Here is a 15191-nt window from a genome sequence, read left to right as displayed (position 1 = left end):
GTTTAAAACATCTGTAATGTTAAAATCATTGGTTTCGGAAGCAATTCTCGAATAAAAAACCAGATGCATCATCACATCGCCAAGTTCCTTTTTAATTTCGTCTAAATCGCCCTCTAAAATGGCGTCGCTCAATTCGTAAGTTTCCTCTATCGTTAAATGGCGCAATGTTTCCATGGTCTGTTTTTTATCCCAGGGACATTGTGTACGCAGTGTATCTAAAACAGTGAGTAAACGTGTAAAAGCATCAGCTGGATTATTGGCACTTGCAGGAATTGGATTGTTAGGCATGTTTTATGGTTGAGCTATATTATCGAACGCTAAAGTACCAAACCCAAGCGATTAAGAAAAGCTGAAAGGGTATTCTGAACCATAAATATTTTGGTCCAAGCCCTGGCTTATACAAATCTTCGTAATTGATGCGGTGTTTGGCAGCATAAATATTGGCAGGTAAAATAGCAATGTAAAAAATAATTAGGGCTATCCCGGTAAAATATCTGGTGCTTTCAATAGCCAGGCCAATGGCAAATAAGATTTCCAGAACCCCTGTTAAAAGCACAATTTCTACTTTTTTAGGAATAAACAAGGGAACCATAGCAGCCATGCTGGTTTTAAACTTGAAATGCCCTATAGCTGTAAAAAGTAACATCACACCCATGGCGATATTGCCTGCAAAAATATTTCCTTTATCAAATGTGGTATGGCCGCCGAAGGCTAATAGGGCAATATAAACGATAAGTAATACAAATAAAGGTTTCATTTATTATAATTTTTACTTACTTGATCAAATTAAAGGCAATTAAAATCGTTGCTATGAATAAGATAACCAAGCCTGATAGAAAGACAAAATCGGCAACTTTTTCTAACTTTTGACTTGCGTTTCTTTCTCTTCTCATAGAGATAAAAGATAAGATACAGCTGGTCATAAAAAACATTACGGCAGCTACTGCAAATTCATCAATGATGGAACCATCGGTAAGTGCGAGTTTTTTTAAAGAAGTAAGCACAATAAAGCAGATGCCCAACAGATTGGCAGAAGTGCTTAAAATATGAGGCGATCTATTTTCGGCCATACTAATCCTTTTCTTCTAATTTAATTTTTTTCGTAATCCGATAAACGCGTTTCTTTTTGTCGGGCTTATGCTCTTCGCCCATTAAAATACCCCAAGGTTTTAAATTATCCACTCTATCGAAGATTATTTTTAATATGGCCAGATAAGGTATGCATAAAAACATGCCCGATATCCCCCAGATCATTTCGCCAACTACAATACCAATAAAGGCGAAGAGTGCATTAATTTTTACTTTCGACCCCACTACCAGCGGCATTAGCACATTTCCATCTACAGCATGAACGCCAACAAAAACGATCAAAACCAGAAGCACTTTACCTRCACCTGCTGTTGCAAAAGTAATCAGGCAGCTTATTAACAGCGCAAAGAATATTCCCAGATAAGGAACCACGTTAAAAATACCGGCCACCAGGCCTAACAGAACCGCGTATTTAACCCCTAATAAGCTCAGTACGGTAATCATTAATACCGTAACAATAAGCATCTGCAGAAATAAACCGATGATGTATTTTTTAATGATATATTGAATCTGACTAACAATTTCTGAAACTTTTTCTTTGTGTTCTTCTTTAAAAACAGAGGTTAAGAAAGTGAATAAAACACGGCGGTAATTTAAAATGAAGAAGGTAAACAAAAGTGTGAAACCCAAAAATAATAGGGTAGAAGATAGTGTGGCCAGGGTGGTAGCAACAATAGCAGCACTGGTAGCCAAAGCTTTTTCGGTACTATCATTTAAATAATCGAGTTGTTTCTGGGAATTTACACCAAAGGTGTGCGAAATCCATTTCTGCAGTTCATGGTACGAAACATTGGCTTTCTCTTTTAACAATGGCCAATCGGCCCATAAATCGCTCAACTGATTGCCAAAAAAATATATAATTCCGCCAATTACAGCGATCATTAGCACTACTGAAACAAGCGTGGATAAACTTCGTTTAAACTTAAATCTATGCTCTAAAAAATTGCCCACGGGCAATAATAAAATTGCCATTAAAAAAGAGAAAAGCAGCGGTGCCAATAGCGATTGCCCTAAAATGGCGATGTAGGTTAAGCTTATTAAACAGAAAAGAACCAAGGCAAGCTTGGGGAGGAACGATAATTTGTCTTTCATATAATTTTAAATCCTGTTTAATCCAAAATGCCCGATTAATTGTTTCACCAATCGGGCATTTAAATATAAGAGATTATTTTTAATAGATACTTGCTTTGTCTAAAAGTGAAATATCTTCTGGCGCTAATTTCAAATTCGCTGCATCCGTAAAAGATTTCAACTGGCTTAAATCGGTAACGCTTGCAATCGGTGCTGTAATTGATGGATGATAAATTAACCAGGCAAGGGCTACCGAAGCAGGCTCAACATGGTGTTTTTCCGCAACCTCATCCAATGCCGCTAAAATTTTAAAGCCACGTTCATTCAGGAATTTTTTAACGCCACCACCACGCTGGCTTTTATTTAAATCATCTTCACTGCGGTATTTCCCTGTTAAAAAACCACTGGCTAAAGAATAATAGGTTACTACGCCCAAGCCATAATCCAGACAGATTTTTTCGTGCTCCTGCTCAAAGTTTTCTCTATCATAGAGGTTGTATCCTGGTTGGTAAACTTCGTAACGAGGTAAACTATGTTCAGTAGAATACACCAGCGATTCTTTCAGCCGTTCAGCAGAAAAGTTTGATGCGCCGATCCACCGTACTTTGCCTGCTTTAATTAAAGTTTCGTAAGCACTTAAGGTTTCTTCAACAGGGGTATTTTCATCATCGTAATGAGAGAAATAGAGATCGATATAATCTGTTTGAAGGCGTGATAATGAATGTTCTACTTCATTTATGATGTAATCTTTCTTTAAAGATTTACCCTGGCCCATATCAGAACCTACCTTTGTTGCAATAATTACGTCGTGGCGTTTATTGTGTTGTTTAAGCCAATTGCCTATGATTGTTTCTGATTCTCCACCTTTATTTCCTGGTGCCCAGCGCGAATATACATCGGCAGTATCGATAAAGTTAAATCCACTTTCTACAAACTGGTTTAATATTTCAAATGATTTTTGCTCATCGATTGTCCAGCCAAATACGTTTCCTCCAAATACAATGGGTGCAATATTTAAATCGGTTTTTCCTAAAATTCTTTTTTCCATGATATGAATGTTAATCTTAAACTAACAAATCTTGGAGCCAGCAGTTTTTGTAGGAGGTCGAAATTATGTCAAAATGAGATGATATTTTTTGGAAAGCAATCAACTTCACTTTTAAAGTTATCCCTTGCCGATCGGTTTACTTTAGTCAGTTCATTGCCGAGGCAAGATAAGCGGAGCCAAAACAATCTTTCTCCATAAATTAAAATGCGTTCTATTTTTTTAGAAAAGCAAGGCCTGTAGTACTTTGGTTAAACCCGTCCCGCCCTTTGCTTAATCCCGATAGATAAACCAATAAATAAAATAATACTCAAATCGGGATAACGCTGTCGGTCGGGTTTATTTTACCACAGATAGTAGTACTGTTTTAGCCTCCTAAACCCGATCGAAGCGAGATGCCGATATTTCATCGGCAGAAGCGGGAGCGGGACTRCAGAGAACCAATAGCTTCTGCTAAGCTTTCCAAAAAAAGAACCTTAAGTTAGGGTATGTTTTAGCTTTTAAACAACAAATTGTTATCCGATAGCTATCGGATGCGAGGCTSGGCAAGCGCCCGCCGAAGCATTCTTATGTCGTAATTTTTGTAAATGCTATTATTAAAGTTCTTTTAATTATCTAAAAACCTCATGCCCTTAACCTTTTAACCTTCAACCTTTGATGGCCCTAAGCATTTCCCTTTTCCCTGGAGCACCAGGTAATTTTTCAATGGTAAATCCGCAGGCTTTAACGGCTCTTTTCAGCTTTCCGGTAATGGCGTAGGTTACAAAAACTCCGCCTGGTTTTAAGAAACTGCAGGCATGTGCAATAATTTCATCGCTCCACATTTCGGGCTGGTGCTGCACAGAAAAGGCATCGTAGTAAATCACATCAAATTTTTGGTCGCTCTGGTATTCGGCCAAGGTAGTATGCGGAATTTCTAAGGTGCAAAGCGAAGTTAATTTTTGAGGTGTTTTTAACGCTTCAGGGTAATTTGAAATAAAATCGGCCCATACTGCTTCAGGAACATACGCGGCATAACCTGTTTGCTCAATTAGATCTGTAGTAAGCGGAAACGCTTCGATACTGGTATAGTTAAGTTTAATATTATTTGCCGCACAATATTCGAAACTTAAAATAAAGTTCAGTCCCGTGCCGAAACCAACTTCCAAAATGGAAATTTCAGTTAAATTGGCAGATGAGAATTTTAGTCCTGCATCAATAAATACGTGTTTGCTTTCCTGTAATGCGCCATGTTTACTGTGGTAATGTTCACCTATAGTTTCATTGTAAAGTGTATTCGAACCATCAGCAGTAGGGGTTATAATATTCATGAGCTAGGATTTTAAGGATTCTTGGATTTTTTCAAGATAATGATGCAAATATAGATATAGGATTAATATGATTTTTGGATTTCAGGATCATGGTGTAGATATGAATGCAGCATTTAAACGATTTCTGGATTTAGGGATAAACTAGCCAGAGATAGGAGGAGGAAAGTTAACCCGCTTTAGTCCTTAGTCTTTTAGCTTTAGTCTTCGGATTCCCTTCCTCTGAATTTTCTCTTTGTCCTTTCAGCTTTAATCTTTTGTTCTTAGCTTTGATCTTACCCTAAACCCTAAACCCTAAACCCTAAAATGGATATCGAATCTTTCAGAGAATATTGTTTGAATTTACCTGGTACAACCGAGGGAATGAAATGGGGACATTTATGCTTCATGATCGAAGAAAAAATGTATTTCATTATCGCTATTGATGAAGATAACAGTTTCTCTATAAAGTGTGATCCTGAAGAGTTTGATGCATTAACGGCTAGAGATGGCATACAACAGGCCCACCATATGGCTAAACGACAGTGGGTACGTGTTGATAACCTGGAGGTATTTAATGAAACAGAACTGAAAAAAAGAGTGGCTGATTCGAGGGCGATGGTTTTAGCTAAATTACCTAAGAAAACACAGGCAAAGTACGCTTAAATTTTAAACTGAAGAATGGAAATATCTTCAATGCAAGGCCCTATACAAGTTTCTTTAAAGCCATAATGTAGCCAATGTGCATACCCTCGTGGAAAGGGATAAAGTTTATTGCATCTTCTATCGAGTTTAATTTCATGCCATAACGTTTATCCCAAGGATCGAACTTTAGAAAAACACCACTCGAGTAATCAGTGGCTAAACGATCCATGCTTTTTAAGAGCGCATCGAAAATAGAATCGATCTCTTCCTGTCCAATAAATTTTTCAGGCTTTGTCCCGCTTAAAAAAGGGCTGAAATATTTTTCCTCAACAATTATCTCAAGTCCAGATCTTATATAACACATATTTTGCTGCGCCGCGGTTAAATGGGCGATATTCCAAATGATGTTATTGTTAAAACCTGTTGGGATTTTGTTTAATTGCTCGATGCTCAAATCTTTTACCAGTTCCAGAATAAAAATTCTGGTGTTTTTAATCTGGGCGATGGTAGCAAGTGTATTAGACATTAATTGTTGTATAGATGGTGATTTACTGCTCGTTTTTGGTTTCCTCTTTGGTTTCTTTCTTTTGTGTATCGTCTTTTTTTATGCCTTTATCAGCATTCAGTTCTTTCGACTTCATGATATTAAAACGGTACATTTCTTCAATCCCAACAAGTTTCCGTGTACATTTATCAATGTCGGTTCCTTCTTCCCATAAATAAGGCCGAAAGCTATAGGTTTTGGTGCCATCTAGATTTGCAATAAACTGGTTCCAGCTGCTCCAACGTAAGCCTTTATAAAATTTAGAAAGATCACTATCAAAGCAAAAAACAAGAAACTCACCATAGCCAGCCCCAAGCGGTTGCCAGGTTAGGCTGTTAGGCTCCAGGTAATACACGTTTTTAATGTCTTTACCCAGGCCGCCATAATTGATGGCAAAGAAGCCACCTACAGCGTCATCGGCAATTAACAGGTATGGGATGTTATCGCCATATTCCTTTATGGTTTTTCCTTTGTTCCATTCGGCAACATTTCGGCTCAATCTTTCGCTGCCCGAACCTAAAATTCTAATCCAGCCGTTATCAACCATAATGCCTCCGGTATTGTAAATTACCGAGCCAAGTGTAGCATAGGTTGTCATTTGTGAGTTATATAAAACTTCTTTTGCTTTTGCAGAATCAACTGGCAAAATCTCCACCTTGTTTTTGGCAGAATCGATCCACTTTTTTACCAACGGCCATGCCGGATCGGTTTTATTTACCAATGCTTCAAGACTGATTAAATTATTCTCTTGAGCAAAGGTTATTGAAGAGAATAAAGTTAAACTTAGAATAAGAATTGTTTTGAATGCGCTTCTCATGAAAAAGGGGCTTATGTTTTCCAAAGATAGAATGATAATTAAGAATTGTTGAAAGGAGCGGGATAATTTTTGATTAATCGTGCAGGCGGATGTTACCATCCGACTGATTTATTCAACATCTAAAAAGAATTGATTAATTCGATGAATTGAAAATTTCAGCCAGTGTCAGATGGTAACATCCGACACCACGCCTAAAAAAGAATTGATTAATTCGATGAATTGAAAATTTCAGCCAGTGCCAGATAGTAACATCTTACACCACGCTAATAAAACAAAACGCCCCAATAAATCGGGGCGCTTGTCATATAGGGATGATATAAAATAATTGACTATTGAGTGAAAAAGCCTTAAACACTCCACCTTTTAACCCTCCACCTCAATCTACCACATTCTAATTCTGTCTTCTGGCTTTTTGTATAACTTATCGCCAGGTTTAACATCAAAAGCATTGTACCATGCATCCATATTTACAGGTGCACCGATAGTACGGTACGGTCCTGGAGAATGTGGATCGGTTTTAATTAACTGAGCGGCACTTTCTGGTAAAATATTACCTCTCCACACCTGCGCCCAGGCAAGGAAGAAACACTGATCTGGCGTAAAACCATCAATTTTCTCATTGCTTTGACCTTGTTTAGTCATTTTAAAAGCAGTATAAGCCGCGTTTAAGCCCCCTAAATCGCCAATGTTTTCGCCCATAGTCAATTTACCGATTACATGAACAGTATCCAATACGGTATAACCATCAAACTGCTCGCCTAAAGCTTTTGTTTTAGCATCAAATTTGGCTTTGTCTTCAGCTGTCCACCAGTTTTTTAAATTACCAGCAGCGTCGTACTGACTTCCGCTGTCATCAAAACCATGGCTCATTTCGTGACCAATTACCGCACCGATACCACCGTAGTTAACGGCATCATCGGCATTTGGATCGAAGAAAGGAAACTGTAAAATACCTGCAGGGAAAACAATTTCGTTCAGGGTAGGGCTGTAATAAGCATTAACCGTTGGAGGGGTCATGCCAAAACGTTTGCGATCTACAGGTTTACCTAACTGATCAACCATTTCGTTGTAACCCCAAACACTTGCATTACGTAAGTTTTGGAAGTAGGTGTCTTTATTAATTACTAAACCATCGTAGTTTTTCCATTTTTCCGGATAACCCACTTTTGGTGTAAATGCATTGAGCTTAGCCAATGCTTTTTGTTTGGTTTCAGGGCTCATCCACTCTAAACCATTAATTCTGATTTCGAAAGCTTTACGCAAGTTCACAATCATCTGGTTCATACGCTCTTTAGCTTCCGGCTTAAAATACTTGGCTACATAAAGCTGGCCCAATAATTCGCCAATAGTGCCATCGGTTAAAGATGACATGCGTTGCCAACGTGGTGTTTGTACTTTCTGACCAGTTTGTGCCTGTGTGAAAGCGAAACTTGCCTTAACAAATGGAGAACTTAAGCTCGATGCTGAACCTTTTAAAATGTTCCACTCCAGATAAGTTTGCCAATCGGTAACAGGAACCGATTTCAACATTCCGTCCAGGCTTGCCATAAATTTAGGCGATGAAACCAGAACGGTATCTTGATTTTTGATTTTAAATTTAGGCAAATAGGTTGTCCAGTTAATGTCTGGAGTTTTTTTGTTCAGTTCTGCAACGGTAAGTTTGTTGTAGGTGGCGTAAGGATCACGCATTTCTAAACGGCTCATCTGCGCTTCGGCAAATTGCTTTTCAATATTATAAACGGTTGCCGCTTTTTGTTTTGCTTCTTCAGGGGTACTTCCTGTTAAGGTAAATAGCGTAACCATATAGGTGTTGTAAGCCTCGCGTATTTTAACACTGCGGGTATCATCTTTCAGATAATAATCACGATCGGGGAGTGTTGTGCCGCCCTGACCAATATTCACCATGTACTTGTTTACATTCTTGCGGTCTTGGCCAACACCCAAACCGAACATTCCACCGCCTAAACCATTGGTTCGCATGTAAGCCACCTGATCTAGCACACCTTGAATATTCTTAATCTGCTTAATTTTCTCTAAATCCGCTTTTATTGGCGTATAGCCTAGTTTTTCTATGGTTGCACTATCCATGGCAGCCGTATAAAAATCGCCAACTCTACGCTTCACCGAACCTGCAGGAGCAGATTTATCAGCAGCTGCATCTTCTACCAAAGATTTAACAGCATTGATGTTGAAATCGCGAAGTTCGTTAAACGAACCCCAACGCGTTTCTTTAGCAGGAACTGGATTGTTTTTTACCCACGTACCACTTGCGTAGGTGTAGAAATCGTCGCCTGGCTTAACGGAAAGATCCATGTTAGCAGGGTCGATAAATTTTTTAGTCTGTGCATTTGCAGAAAAGCCTGCAGCGACTATACCTAGCGCCGCAAAACATCTTTTCAAATTTTGGTATTTCATTCGCTTAATAAGTTAGTAATTATGCGAAATTTATGAAATACTAATTAATACTGGTGTTATATATTAAGAATATTACTTGTTAAACCAGTAGTAAATTTTTGCTAAACCAAGTCGCCTAATAAGTTCGGACGCTGAAAAAGAAATTTTAATAGATTTCATGATTTTAAATCTTTTATACACTATTAACAATTTTTAACAAAATTTATTGTGCGCTTGTAAAAATTATTGCTATTAAGAACGATTCGGGATAAAACATTTTATTTTCCATAAATTTGAAAACGGTTATCTAAACCTGCGAGGTTTTATCGATAATAAATAAAAATGATGTTTAGCATACAATAGATATAATGAGCCACTCACACGATAAAGAAGATAGCTGTTGCAGCAGTAAAGTACATTCCGCTCCAAAACATAACCACGATCATGCACACGAAGAAGGCGACGAACACGACCATGATCATGGTGGAGATCCGTCGGCCTTTCAAACTTATCTGCCAGCCATTGTAACATTGGTTATGCTGCTGATCGGAATTGTGTTTGATAATCTATTTACAGTTCCTGCATTTCAGATCATCCGGTCTTATTGGTACATAGTAGCTTATTTACCTGTGGGTATTCCGGTTTTACGTGAGGTTTGGGAAACTTTTAAAGCCAAAGATTTCTTTACCGAATTCTCTTTAATGTCTATCGCTACAATCGGTGCCTTTGCCATTGGCGAATACCCAGAAGGTGTAACGGTAATGCTTTTTTATACCATTGGCGAATTGTTTCAAATGGCTGCAGTAAACCGTGCCAAAAGGAATATTAAAGCATTGCTTGATGTTCGCGCAGATATAGCACATGTATTCCGTAATGGAAAATACGAAGATGTTAATCCCGAAAAGGTAGAAATTGGCGAGACCATACAAGTAAAGGCCGGTGAGAAAATCCCCTTGGATGGAGAACTGGTCAGTGATAAAAGCAGTTTTAATACCGCCGCTTTAACGGGCGAAAGTAAACCGCGTACAATTATTAAGGGCGAATCGATTTTGGCCGGAATGCTTAATCTGGATAAAGTAATCGAAGTAAAAGTAACCAAGGCTTTTGCCGATAGTGCGTTGTCGCGCATTTTGGAAATGGTTCAGAATGCCACTACGCGTAAAGCTAAAACCGAGCTCTTTATTCGCAAGTTTGCTAAAATATATACACCAATTGTTTTCTTTTTAGCCCTCGCGCTGGTTACTATCCCGATTTTGGTTTTAGGAAGCGAATATCATTTCCAAACCTGGTTGTATCGTTCACTGGTTTTCCTGGTAATATCTTGCCCCTGTGCGCTGGTGATTTCTATTCCATTAGGATACTTTGGTGGCATTGGTGCTGCATCGGCAAATGGGATTCTTTTTAAAGGCTCTAATTTCCTCGATTTAATTACCAAGCTGAATATCGTTGTAATGGATAAGACCGGAACCTTGACAAAAGGTGTTTTTAAGGTTCAGAAAGTAGAAAGCAGTATCGATGAAGCAACATTTTTGAATTTATTAACTGCTGTTGAAGCAAAATCAACCCATCCAATTGCCAAGGCCATTGTAGAATACGCAGGCCAGAAAGAAATTCATCCCGCCGAAAATATTGAGGAAATTGCTGGAATGGGCTTAAAGGGATCCGTAAATGGCAAAGCGGTTTTGGCTGGGAACACAAAGCTTTTAGAGAAATTTAATATTGCCTTTGATGCCAAGATTACAGCTATTGAAGAAAGTATTGTGGTTATTGYCGTTGACGGAAAATATGTAGGATATGTTTTAATTGCCGACGAAATAAAGGAAGACGCTGCAGAAGCCATCAAGCAGCTTCACGAAAACGGAATAAAACAGGTAGTGATGCTGAGCGGTGATAAAACCTCAATCGTTAAAAAAGTTGCAACTGCTTTAGGTATTGATACTTATTTTGGCGATTTATTACCTGAAGATAAAGTAGCCAGGCTTGAAGAAATTAAAAGTGATAAAAGTAAGGTAGTGGCTTTTGTGGGCGATGGAATAAATGATACGCCTGTATTGGCCATTAGCGATATTGGTATTGCCATGGGGGCAATGGGGAGCGATGCTGCTATTGAAACGGCCGATGTAGTTATCCAAACCGATCAGCCTTCTAAAATTGCAACTGCGGTTAAAATCGGTAAGGCAACCAAAAAGGTTGTGATCCAGAATATCGTATTGGCATTCGCGGTAAAAGCATTGGTTTTAATTTTAGGTGCCGGTGGTATTGCCACCATGTGGGAGGCCGTTTTTGCTGATGTTGGTGTTGCACTTTTGGCCATTTTAAATGCGGTGAGAATACAGAAAATGAAGTTTTCTTAATTGGTTAATTGTTTAAATTGGTTAATCGGTTAACTGAACTTGGATTAGCGACTTTAGATTAAAATATTGATTTACTGCTTCATTAGTCCAATGATAACTGCCAATTGCCAACTGAAAACTTGTTAATGGTATTAAGATATGTTGGAAAATAGAAAGTCCGGATTACTATAAAAATTAGTATATTCGTTTATGTCTAAACCTGTTTCATATCCAGTTTTAAACGATGATGAGCCCGTAAGGCAATTCAATGAACTTGATGCGTCATTAACTTATAGCTATTCTAATTATTTAAACTGGCTTTTTCCTGAAAGAGTAGAACTGATTAAAGGTAAAATCTTTAAAATGAGTCCTGCGCCATCAAGAATGCATCAGGAAGTGGCCGGTAATATTTTCTTGAAAATTGGTAATTTTTTAGAAGGCAAACCATGCAAAGTTTATTCTGCGCCGTTCGATGTCCGTTTTCCAAAAGAAAGTAAAGCTGATAAGGATGTATATACGGTATTACAGCCCGATATTTGTGTTGTTTGTGATAAAAGTAAACTAGATGCCCGCGGTTGTATCGGTGCTCCCGATCTTGTTATAGAAATTTTATCTCCTGGCAATACCAAAATGGAACTGCTTAATAAATACCGCGTTTACGAAGAATTTGGTGTTAAAGAATATTGGGTGGTTAGCCAAAGCGATCAAAGCATCCTCATTTACACCCTTCATGATTCGGGCAAATTTCAGCCTTCTAAAATATTTACCCACAGCGAAAAAATAACTTCATCGGTATTACCAGGTTTTGAATTGGAATTAGATGATGTTTTTGAGGATATCGAATAACTTATTTTTTCACTTTTGATTTTTGTGTTGTATCGTTCGAATCAGCATTCAAAAACATAATAGCGGTTAATATGCATATGAGTACGAAGTTATACTCCATGCCGTTTCTTCCGCCACCTACAACAAACCAGCCTTCCTTAAAATGTACCATAATTATTCCCATAATCAATACGATAATTGTTGCAAAACATGCTGCTCGGATATATTTGTTCATGATTAAAAGCACTGCACAAACTACATGCGACAGTTTAATTAGCCAGGCAATTGCTATCCCATAAGGCGCGAACCCAACTTTATTCAAATAGAGATTGCCAAAATCATTAATTCCGCCATCAAACATGCCAAACACACTGTGTGATAATAAAATGATGGCTATTGATACACGCAATATGGCATAGCCAATTTTGAGGTTTTTTGGAGTCATGGTAGTTTAAATGGTTTTATGGCGGAGCAAATCTTTGTAATGAGTATTTGGTGTACACTAAAATACAATTATCGACGGAAAGATGAATTAAATAGTGGGCGCTTCTACTATAATATTTCACTTCTATGCTTGCTTTCAAACGATTTCTGCTTTAATTTTTGCCCTTAAAAACGTATTTTTGCCACTCAAATTGATATTGAATAATTTTTCATGAGCATATCCACCAAGTACAATCCTGCAGAAACAGAAGATAAATGGTATAGCTATTGGCTATCGAAGAAATTTTTCCACTCCGAACCCGATGAACGCGAACCTTACACCATCGTCATTCCACCACCAAATGTTACTGGTGTGCTGCACATGGGGCATATGCTTAACAATACCATTCAGGATGTATTGATCCGTAAAGCCCGTATGCAAGGTAAAAATGCATGTTGGGTGCCAGGGACTGACCATGCCTCTATTGCTACTGAAGCAAAAGTTGTGGCGATGTTGAAGGAGCAGGGGATTAACAAAAAAGATCTTTCGCGTGAAGAATTTTTGAAATATGCCTGGGAGTGGAAAGAGAAATACGGTGGTATTATTTTAGAACAGTTAAAGAAACTGGGTGCTAGTTGCGATTGGGACCGTACCCGTTTCACCATGGAAGAAGATCTTTCTGAAGCGGTGATCGATTCATTTATCCACTTGTACAAAAAAGGCTGGATTTACCGTGGTATCCGTATGGTAAATTGGGATCCAGCTGGTAAAACTGCGGTTTCTGACGAAGAAGTAATCCGTAAGGAAGTAAATCAAAAACTATATTACATTAAATACCTGATCTCGGGAACGGGAGACCAGTTTTTAACGATAGCTACAACCCGTCCGGAGACGATTATGGCCGATGCAGCAATCTGTATCAACCCGAACGACGAACGTTTTACACATTTAAAAGGTAAAAAGGTTTTTGTGCCGCTGATTAATCATGAAATTCCGGTTATTGAGGATGAATACGTTGATATTGAGTTTGGTACAGGCTGTTTAAAAGTTACGCCAGCGCACGATCTGAACGATTATGAGCTTGGCGTTAAGCACAATTTACCAGTTACCGATATCTTAAACGATGATGGAACTTTAAATGAATTAGCGGTTATTTTAGTGGGCGAAGACAGGTTTGTTGCCCGTAAAAAAATTGCTAAAATGCTGGAAGAAGCTGGGCATTTGGACAAAGTTGAAGATTATAAATCGCAGGTTGGTTTTTCTGAACGTACAGATGCCGCTATCGAACCAAAACTTTCCATGCAATGGTTTGTGAAGATGAAAGAAATGGCACAACCAGCTTTGGATGATGTATTAAATGGAGAAGTAAACCTGATTCCAAATAAATTTGAAAATACGTACCGCCATTGGATGGAGAATGTCCGCGATTGGAACATTAGTCGCCAGTTGTGGTGGGGCCAGAGAATCCCGGCCTGGTACGATGATAAAGGGAATTGGGTGGTTGCTAAAACTAAAGATGAAGCATTAGAAGAATTCTGGAAGAAAAAACATTTGGATGAAAGCTGTTCAGAAACAGAAAAAGCTGGATTCAAACATCAGTTAGAGCCATTTTTAAGACAGGACGACGATGTGATGGATACCTGGTTTTCGTCATGGTTATGGCCGATTTCGGTTTTCGACGGATTTAAAAATCCTGAAAATAAAGACATCAATTATTATTATCCAACCAACGATCTGGTTACAGCGCCTGAAATTTTATTCTTCTGGGTGGCCCGTATGATTATGGCCGGACATGAGTTTATGGGTAAAAAACCATTTACGAATGTATATTTAACCGGTATTGTACGCGATAAATTAGGACGTAAAATGTCTAAATCGTTGGGTAATTCACCTGATCCGATTGGATTGATCGAAAAGTATGGTGCCGATGCCGTTCGTGTGGGGATGTTAATGTCGTCACCTGCCGGAAACGATTTAATGTTCGATGAAAGTTACTGCGAACAGGGACGTAATTTCGCCAGCAAAATATGGAATGCTTTCCGTTTGGTAAAAGGATGGGAAGTTGACGAAAGCTTAACGAACCCAAATACCCAGGCCATATCTTGGTTCGAAAACCGCTTTAACGAAGCTTTGGTAGAAATTGAAGCTAACTTTAAGCAATACCGTCTATCGGAAGCATTAATGATCACTTACAAACTGGTTTGGGATGATTTCTGTGCCTGGTATTTAGAAATGGTTAAGCCAGCTTATCAGCAACCGATTGATGCGGAGAGTTTTAAAGCTACAGTCGGTTTCTTCGAAAATATCATCAAATTATTACACCCGAACATGCCTTTCTTAACTGAAGAGCTGTGGCATGATGATCTGTTTGCCGAACGTGGAGAAATGGATTGCTGTATTGTTGCAGAATTCCCGAAAGGCGGGGCTTTTGATGCGCAATTATTGAAAGATGCAGAGGTAATTAAAACCGTGGTAGCCGAAATTAGAAATGTTAGGAACCAGAAGCAAATTTCTCCTAAAGAAGCGTTGCCTTTAAGCATCAAAATAAATTCTGATCTTGATTATGAAAAATGGTTGAACATTGTTTTCAAATTGGCCAATGTATCAGAAGCGGAAATTGTAAACGATAAAATTGTCGGCGCAACTGCTTTTATGGCTGGCAAAGATGAATTTTTCATCCCTCTGACAGAAAACATTGATGTAGAAGCGGAACGTGAG

14 protein-coding genes are annotated in these 15191 nt (G+C 38.5%); 4 read left to right on the top strand and 10 right to left on the bottom strand.

Annotation, left to right across the window (positions count from 1 at the left end; translation table 11 throughout):
* The 6 genes from AC1DND_RS03090 to mnmC2 form a co-directional block, all read right to left on the bottom strand.
* The coding region (locus tag AC1DND_RS03090; RefSeq protein WP_477579022.1) for a MazG nucleotide pyrophosphohydrolase domain-containing protein at positions 1-288 on the bottom strand (288 nt) is incomplete at its 3' end.
* 19 nt (positions 289-307) lie between these two features.
* The gene (locus tag AC1DND_RS03085) at positions 308-757 is read right to left on the bottom strand and encodes a DoxX family protein (RefSeq protein ID WP_477579020.1); all 450 of its coding nucleotides are present in this window, start codon (positions 755-757) and stop codon (positions 308-310) included.
* A 16-nt stretch (positions 758-773) separates the two neighbouring features.
* The gene (locus AC1DND_RS03080) at positions 774-1070 is read right to left on the bottom strand and encodes a hypothetical protein (RefSeq protein WP_477579019.1); all 297 of its coding nucleotides are present in this window, start codon (positions 1068-1070) and stop codon (positions 774-776) included.
* Between the two features lies 1 nt (position 1071).
* Positions 1072-2181 (bottom strand): AI-2E family transporter, encoded by a 1110-nt coding sequence (locus AC1DND_RS03075; protein WP_477579017.1) that lies wholly within the window; start codon positions 2179-2181, stop codon positions 1072-1074.
* A gap of 79 nt (positions 2182-2260) precedes the next feature.
* On the bottom strand, positions 2261-3208 hold the full coding sequence (locus tag AC1DND_RS03070; protein WP_477579015.1) for an aldo/keto reductase: 948 nt from the start codon (positions 3206-3208) through the stop codon (positions 2261-2263).
* A 644-nt stretch (positions 3209-3852) separates the two neighbouring features.
* Positions 3853-4515 (bottom strand): tRNA (5-methylaminomethyl-2-thiouridine)(34)-methyltransferase MnmC2, encoded by a 663-nt coding sequence (gene mnmC2, locus AC1DND_RS03065; protein WP_477579013.1) that lies wholly within the window; start codon positions 4513-4515, stop codon positions 3853-3855.
* Between the two features lie 303 nt (positions 4516-4818).
* Here mnmC2 and AC1DND_RS03060 point away from each other — a divergent pair, with 303 nt between their 5' ends.
* Entirely contained in the window at positions 4819-5157 is a 339-nt protein-coding gene (locus AC1DND_RS03060; protein WP_477579012.1) for an MmcQ/YjbR family DNA-binding protein, read from the top strand.
* Positions 5158-5197: 40 nt separating this feature from the next.
* On the opposite strand, the gene AC1DND_RS03055 is transcribed toward AC1DND_RS03060, so the two are convergent.
* The 3 genes from AC1DND_RS03055 to AC1DND_RS03045 form a co-directional block, all read right to left on the bottom strand.
* Positions 5198-5662 (bottom strand): DinB family protein, encoded by a 465-nt coding sequence (locus AC1DND_RS03055; RefSeq protein WP_477579010.1) that lies wholly within the window; start codon positions 5660-5662, stop codon positions 5198-5200.
* A gap of 22 nt (positions 5663-5684) precedes the next feature.
* The gene (locus AC1DND_RS03050) at positions 5685-6497 is read right to left on the bottom strand and encodes a DUF2625 domain-containing protein (protein ID WP_477579008.1); all 813 of its coding nucleotides are present in this window, start codon (positions 6495-6497) and stop codon (positions 5685-5687) included.
* Positions 6498-6878: 381 nt separating this feature from the next.
* Positions 6879-8912 (bottom strand): M13 family metallopeptidase, encoded by a 2034-nt coding sequence (locus AC1DND_RS03045; RefSeq protein WP_477579007.1) that lies wholly within the window; start codon positions 8910-8912, stop codon positions 6879-6881.
* A gap of 347 nt (positions 8913-9259) precedes the next feature.
* On the opposite strand from AC1DND_RS03045, the gene AC1DND_RS03040 reads away from it, so the two are divergent.
* Positions 9260-11245 (top strand): heavy metal translocating P-type ATPase, encoded by a 1986-nt coding sequence (locus tag AC1DND_RS03040; RefSeq protein ID WP_477579005.1) that lies wholly within the window; start codon positions 9260-9262, stop codon positions 11243-11245.
* 189 nt (positions 11246-11434) lie between these two features.
* The gene (locus AC1DND_RS03035) at positions 11435-12070 is read left to right on the top strand and encodes a Uma2 family endonuclease (RefSeq protein WP_477579003.1); all 636 of its coding nucleotides are present in this window, start codon (positions 11435-11437) and stop codon (positions 12068-12070) included.
* A gap of 1 nt (position 12071) precedes the next feature.
* On the opposite strand, the gene AC1DND_RS03030 is transcribed toward AC1DND_RS03035, so the two are convergent.
* A complete protein-coding gene (locus AC1DND_RS03030) occupies positions 12072-12494 on the bottom strand; it encodes a DoxX family protein (protein WP_477579002.1) in 423 nt (140 codons plus the stop codon).
* Between the two features lie 210 nt (positions 12495-12704).
* Between AC1DND_RS03030 and AC1DND_RS03025 the strand changes: the two genes are divergently transcribed.
* A partial coding sequence (locus AC1DND_RS03025; protein WP_477579000.1) for a valine--tRNA ligase occupies positions 12705-15191 on the top strand: 2487 nt, incomplete at its 3' end.

This window comes from Pedobacter sp. 01N416 (assembly GCF_056399685.1).
This window is presented reverse-complemented; position numbering and strand designations above follow the sequence as displayed.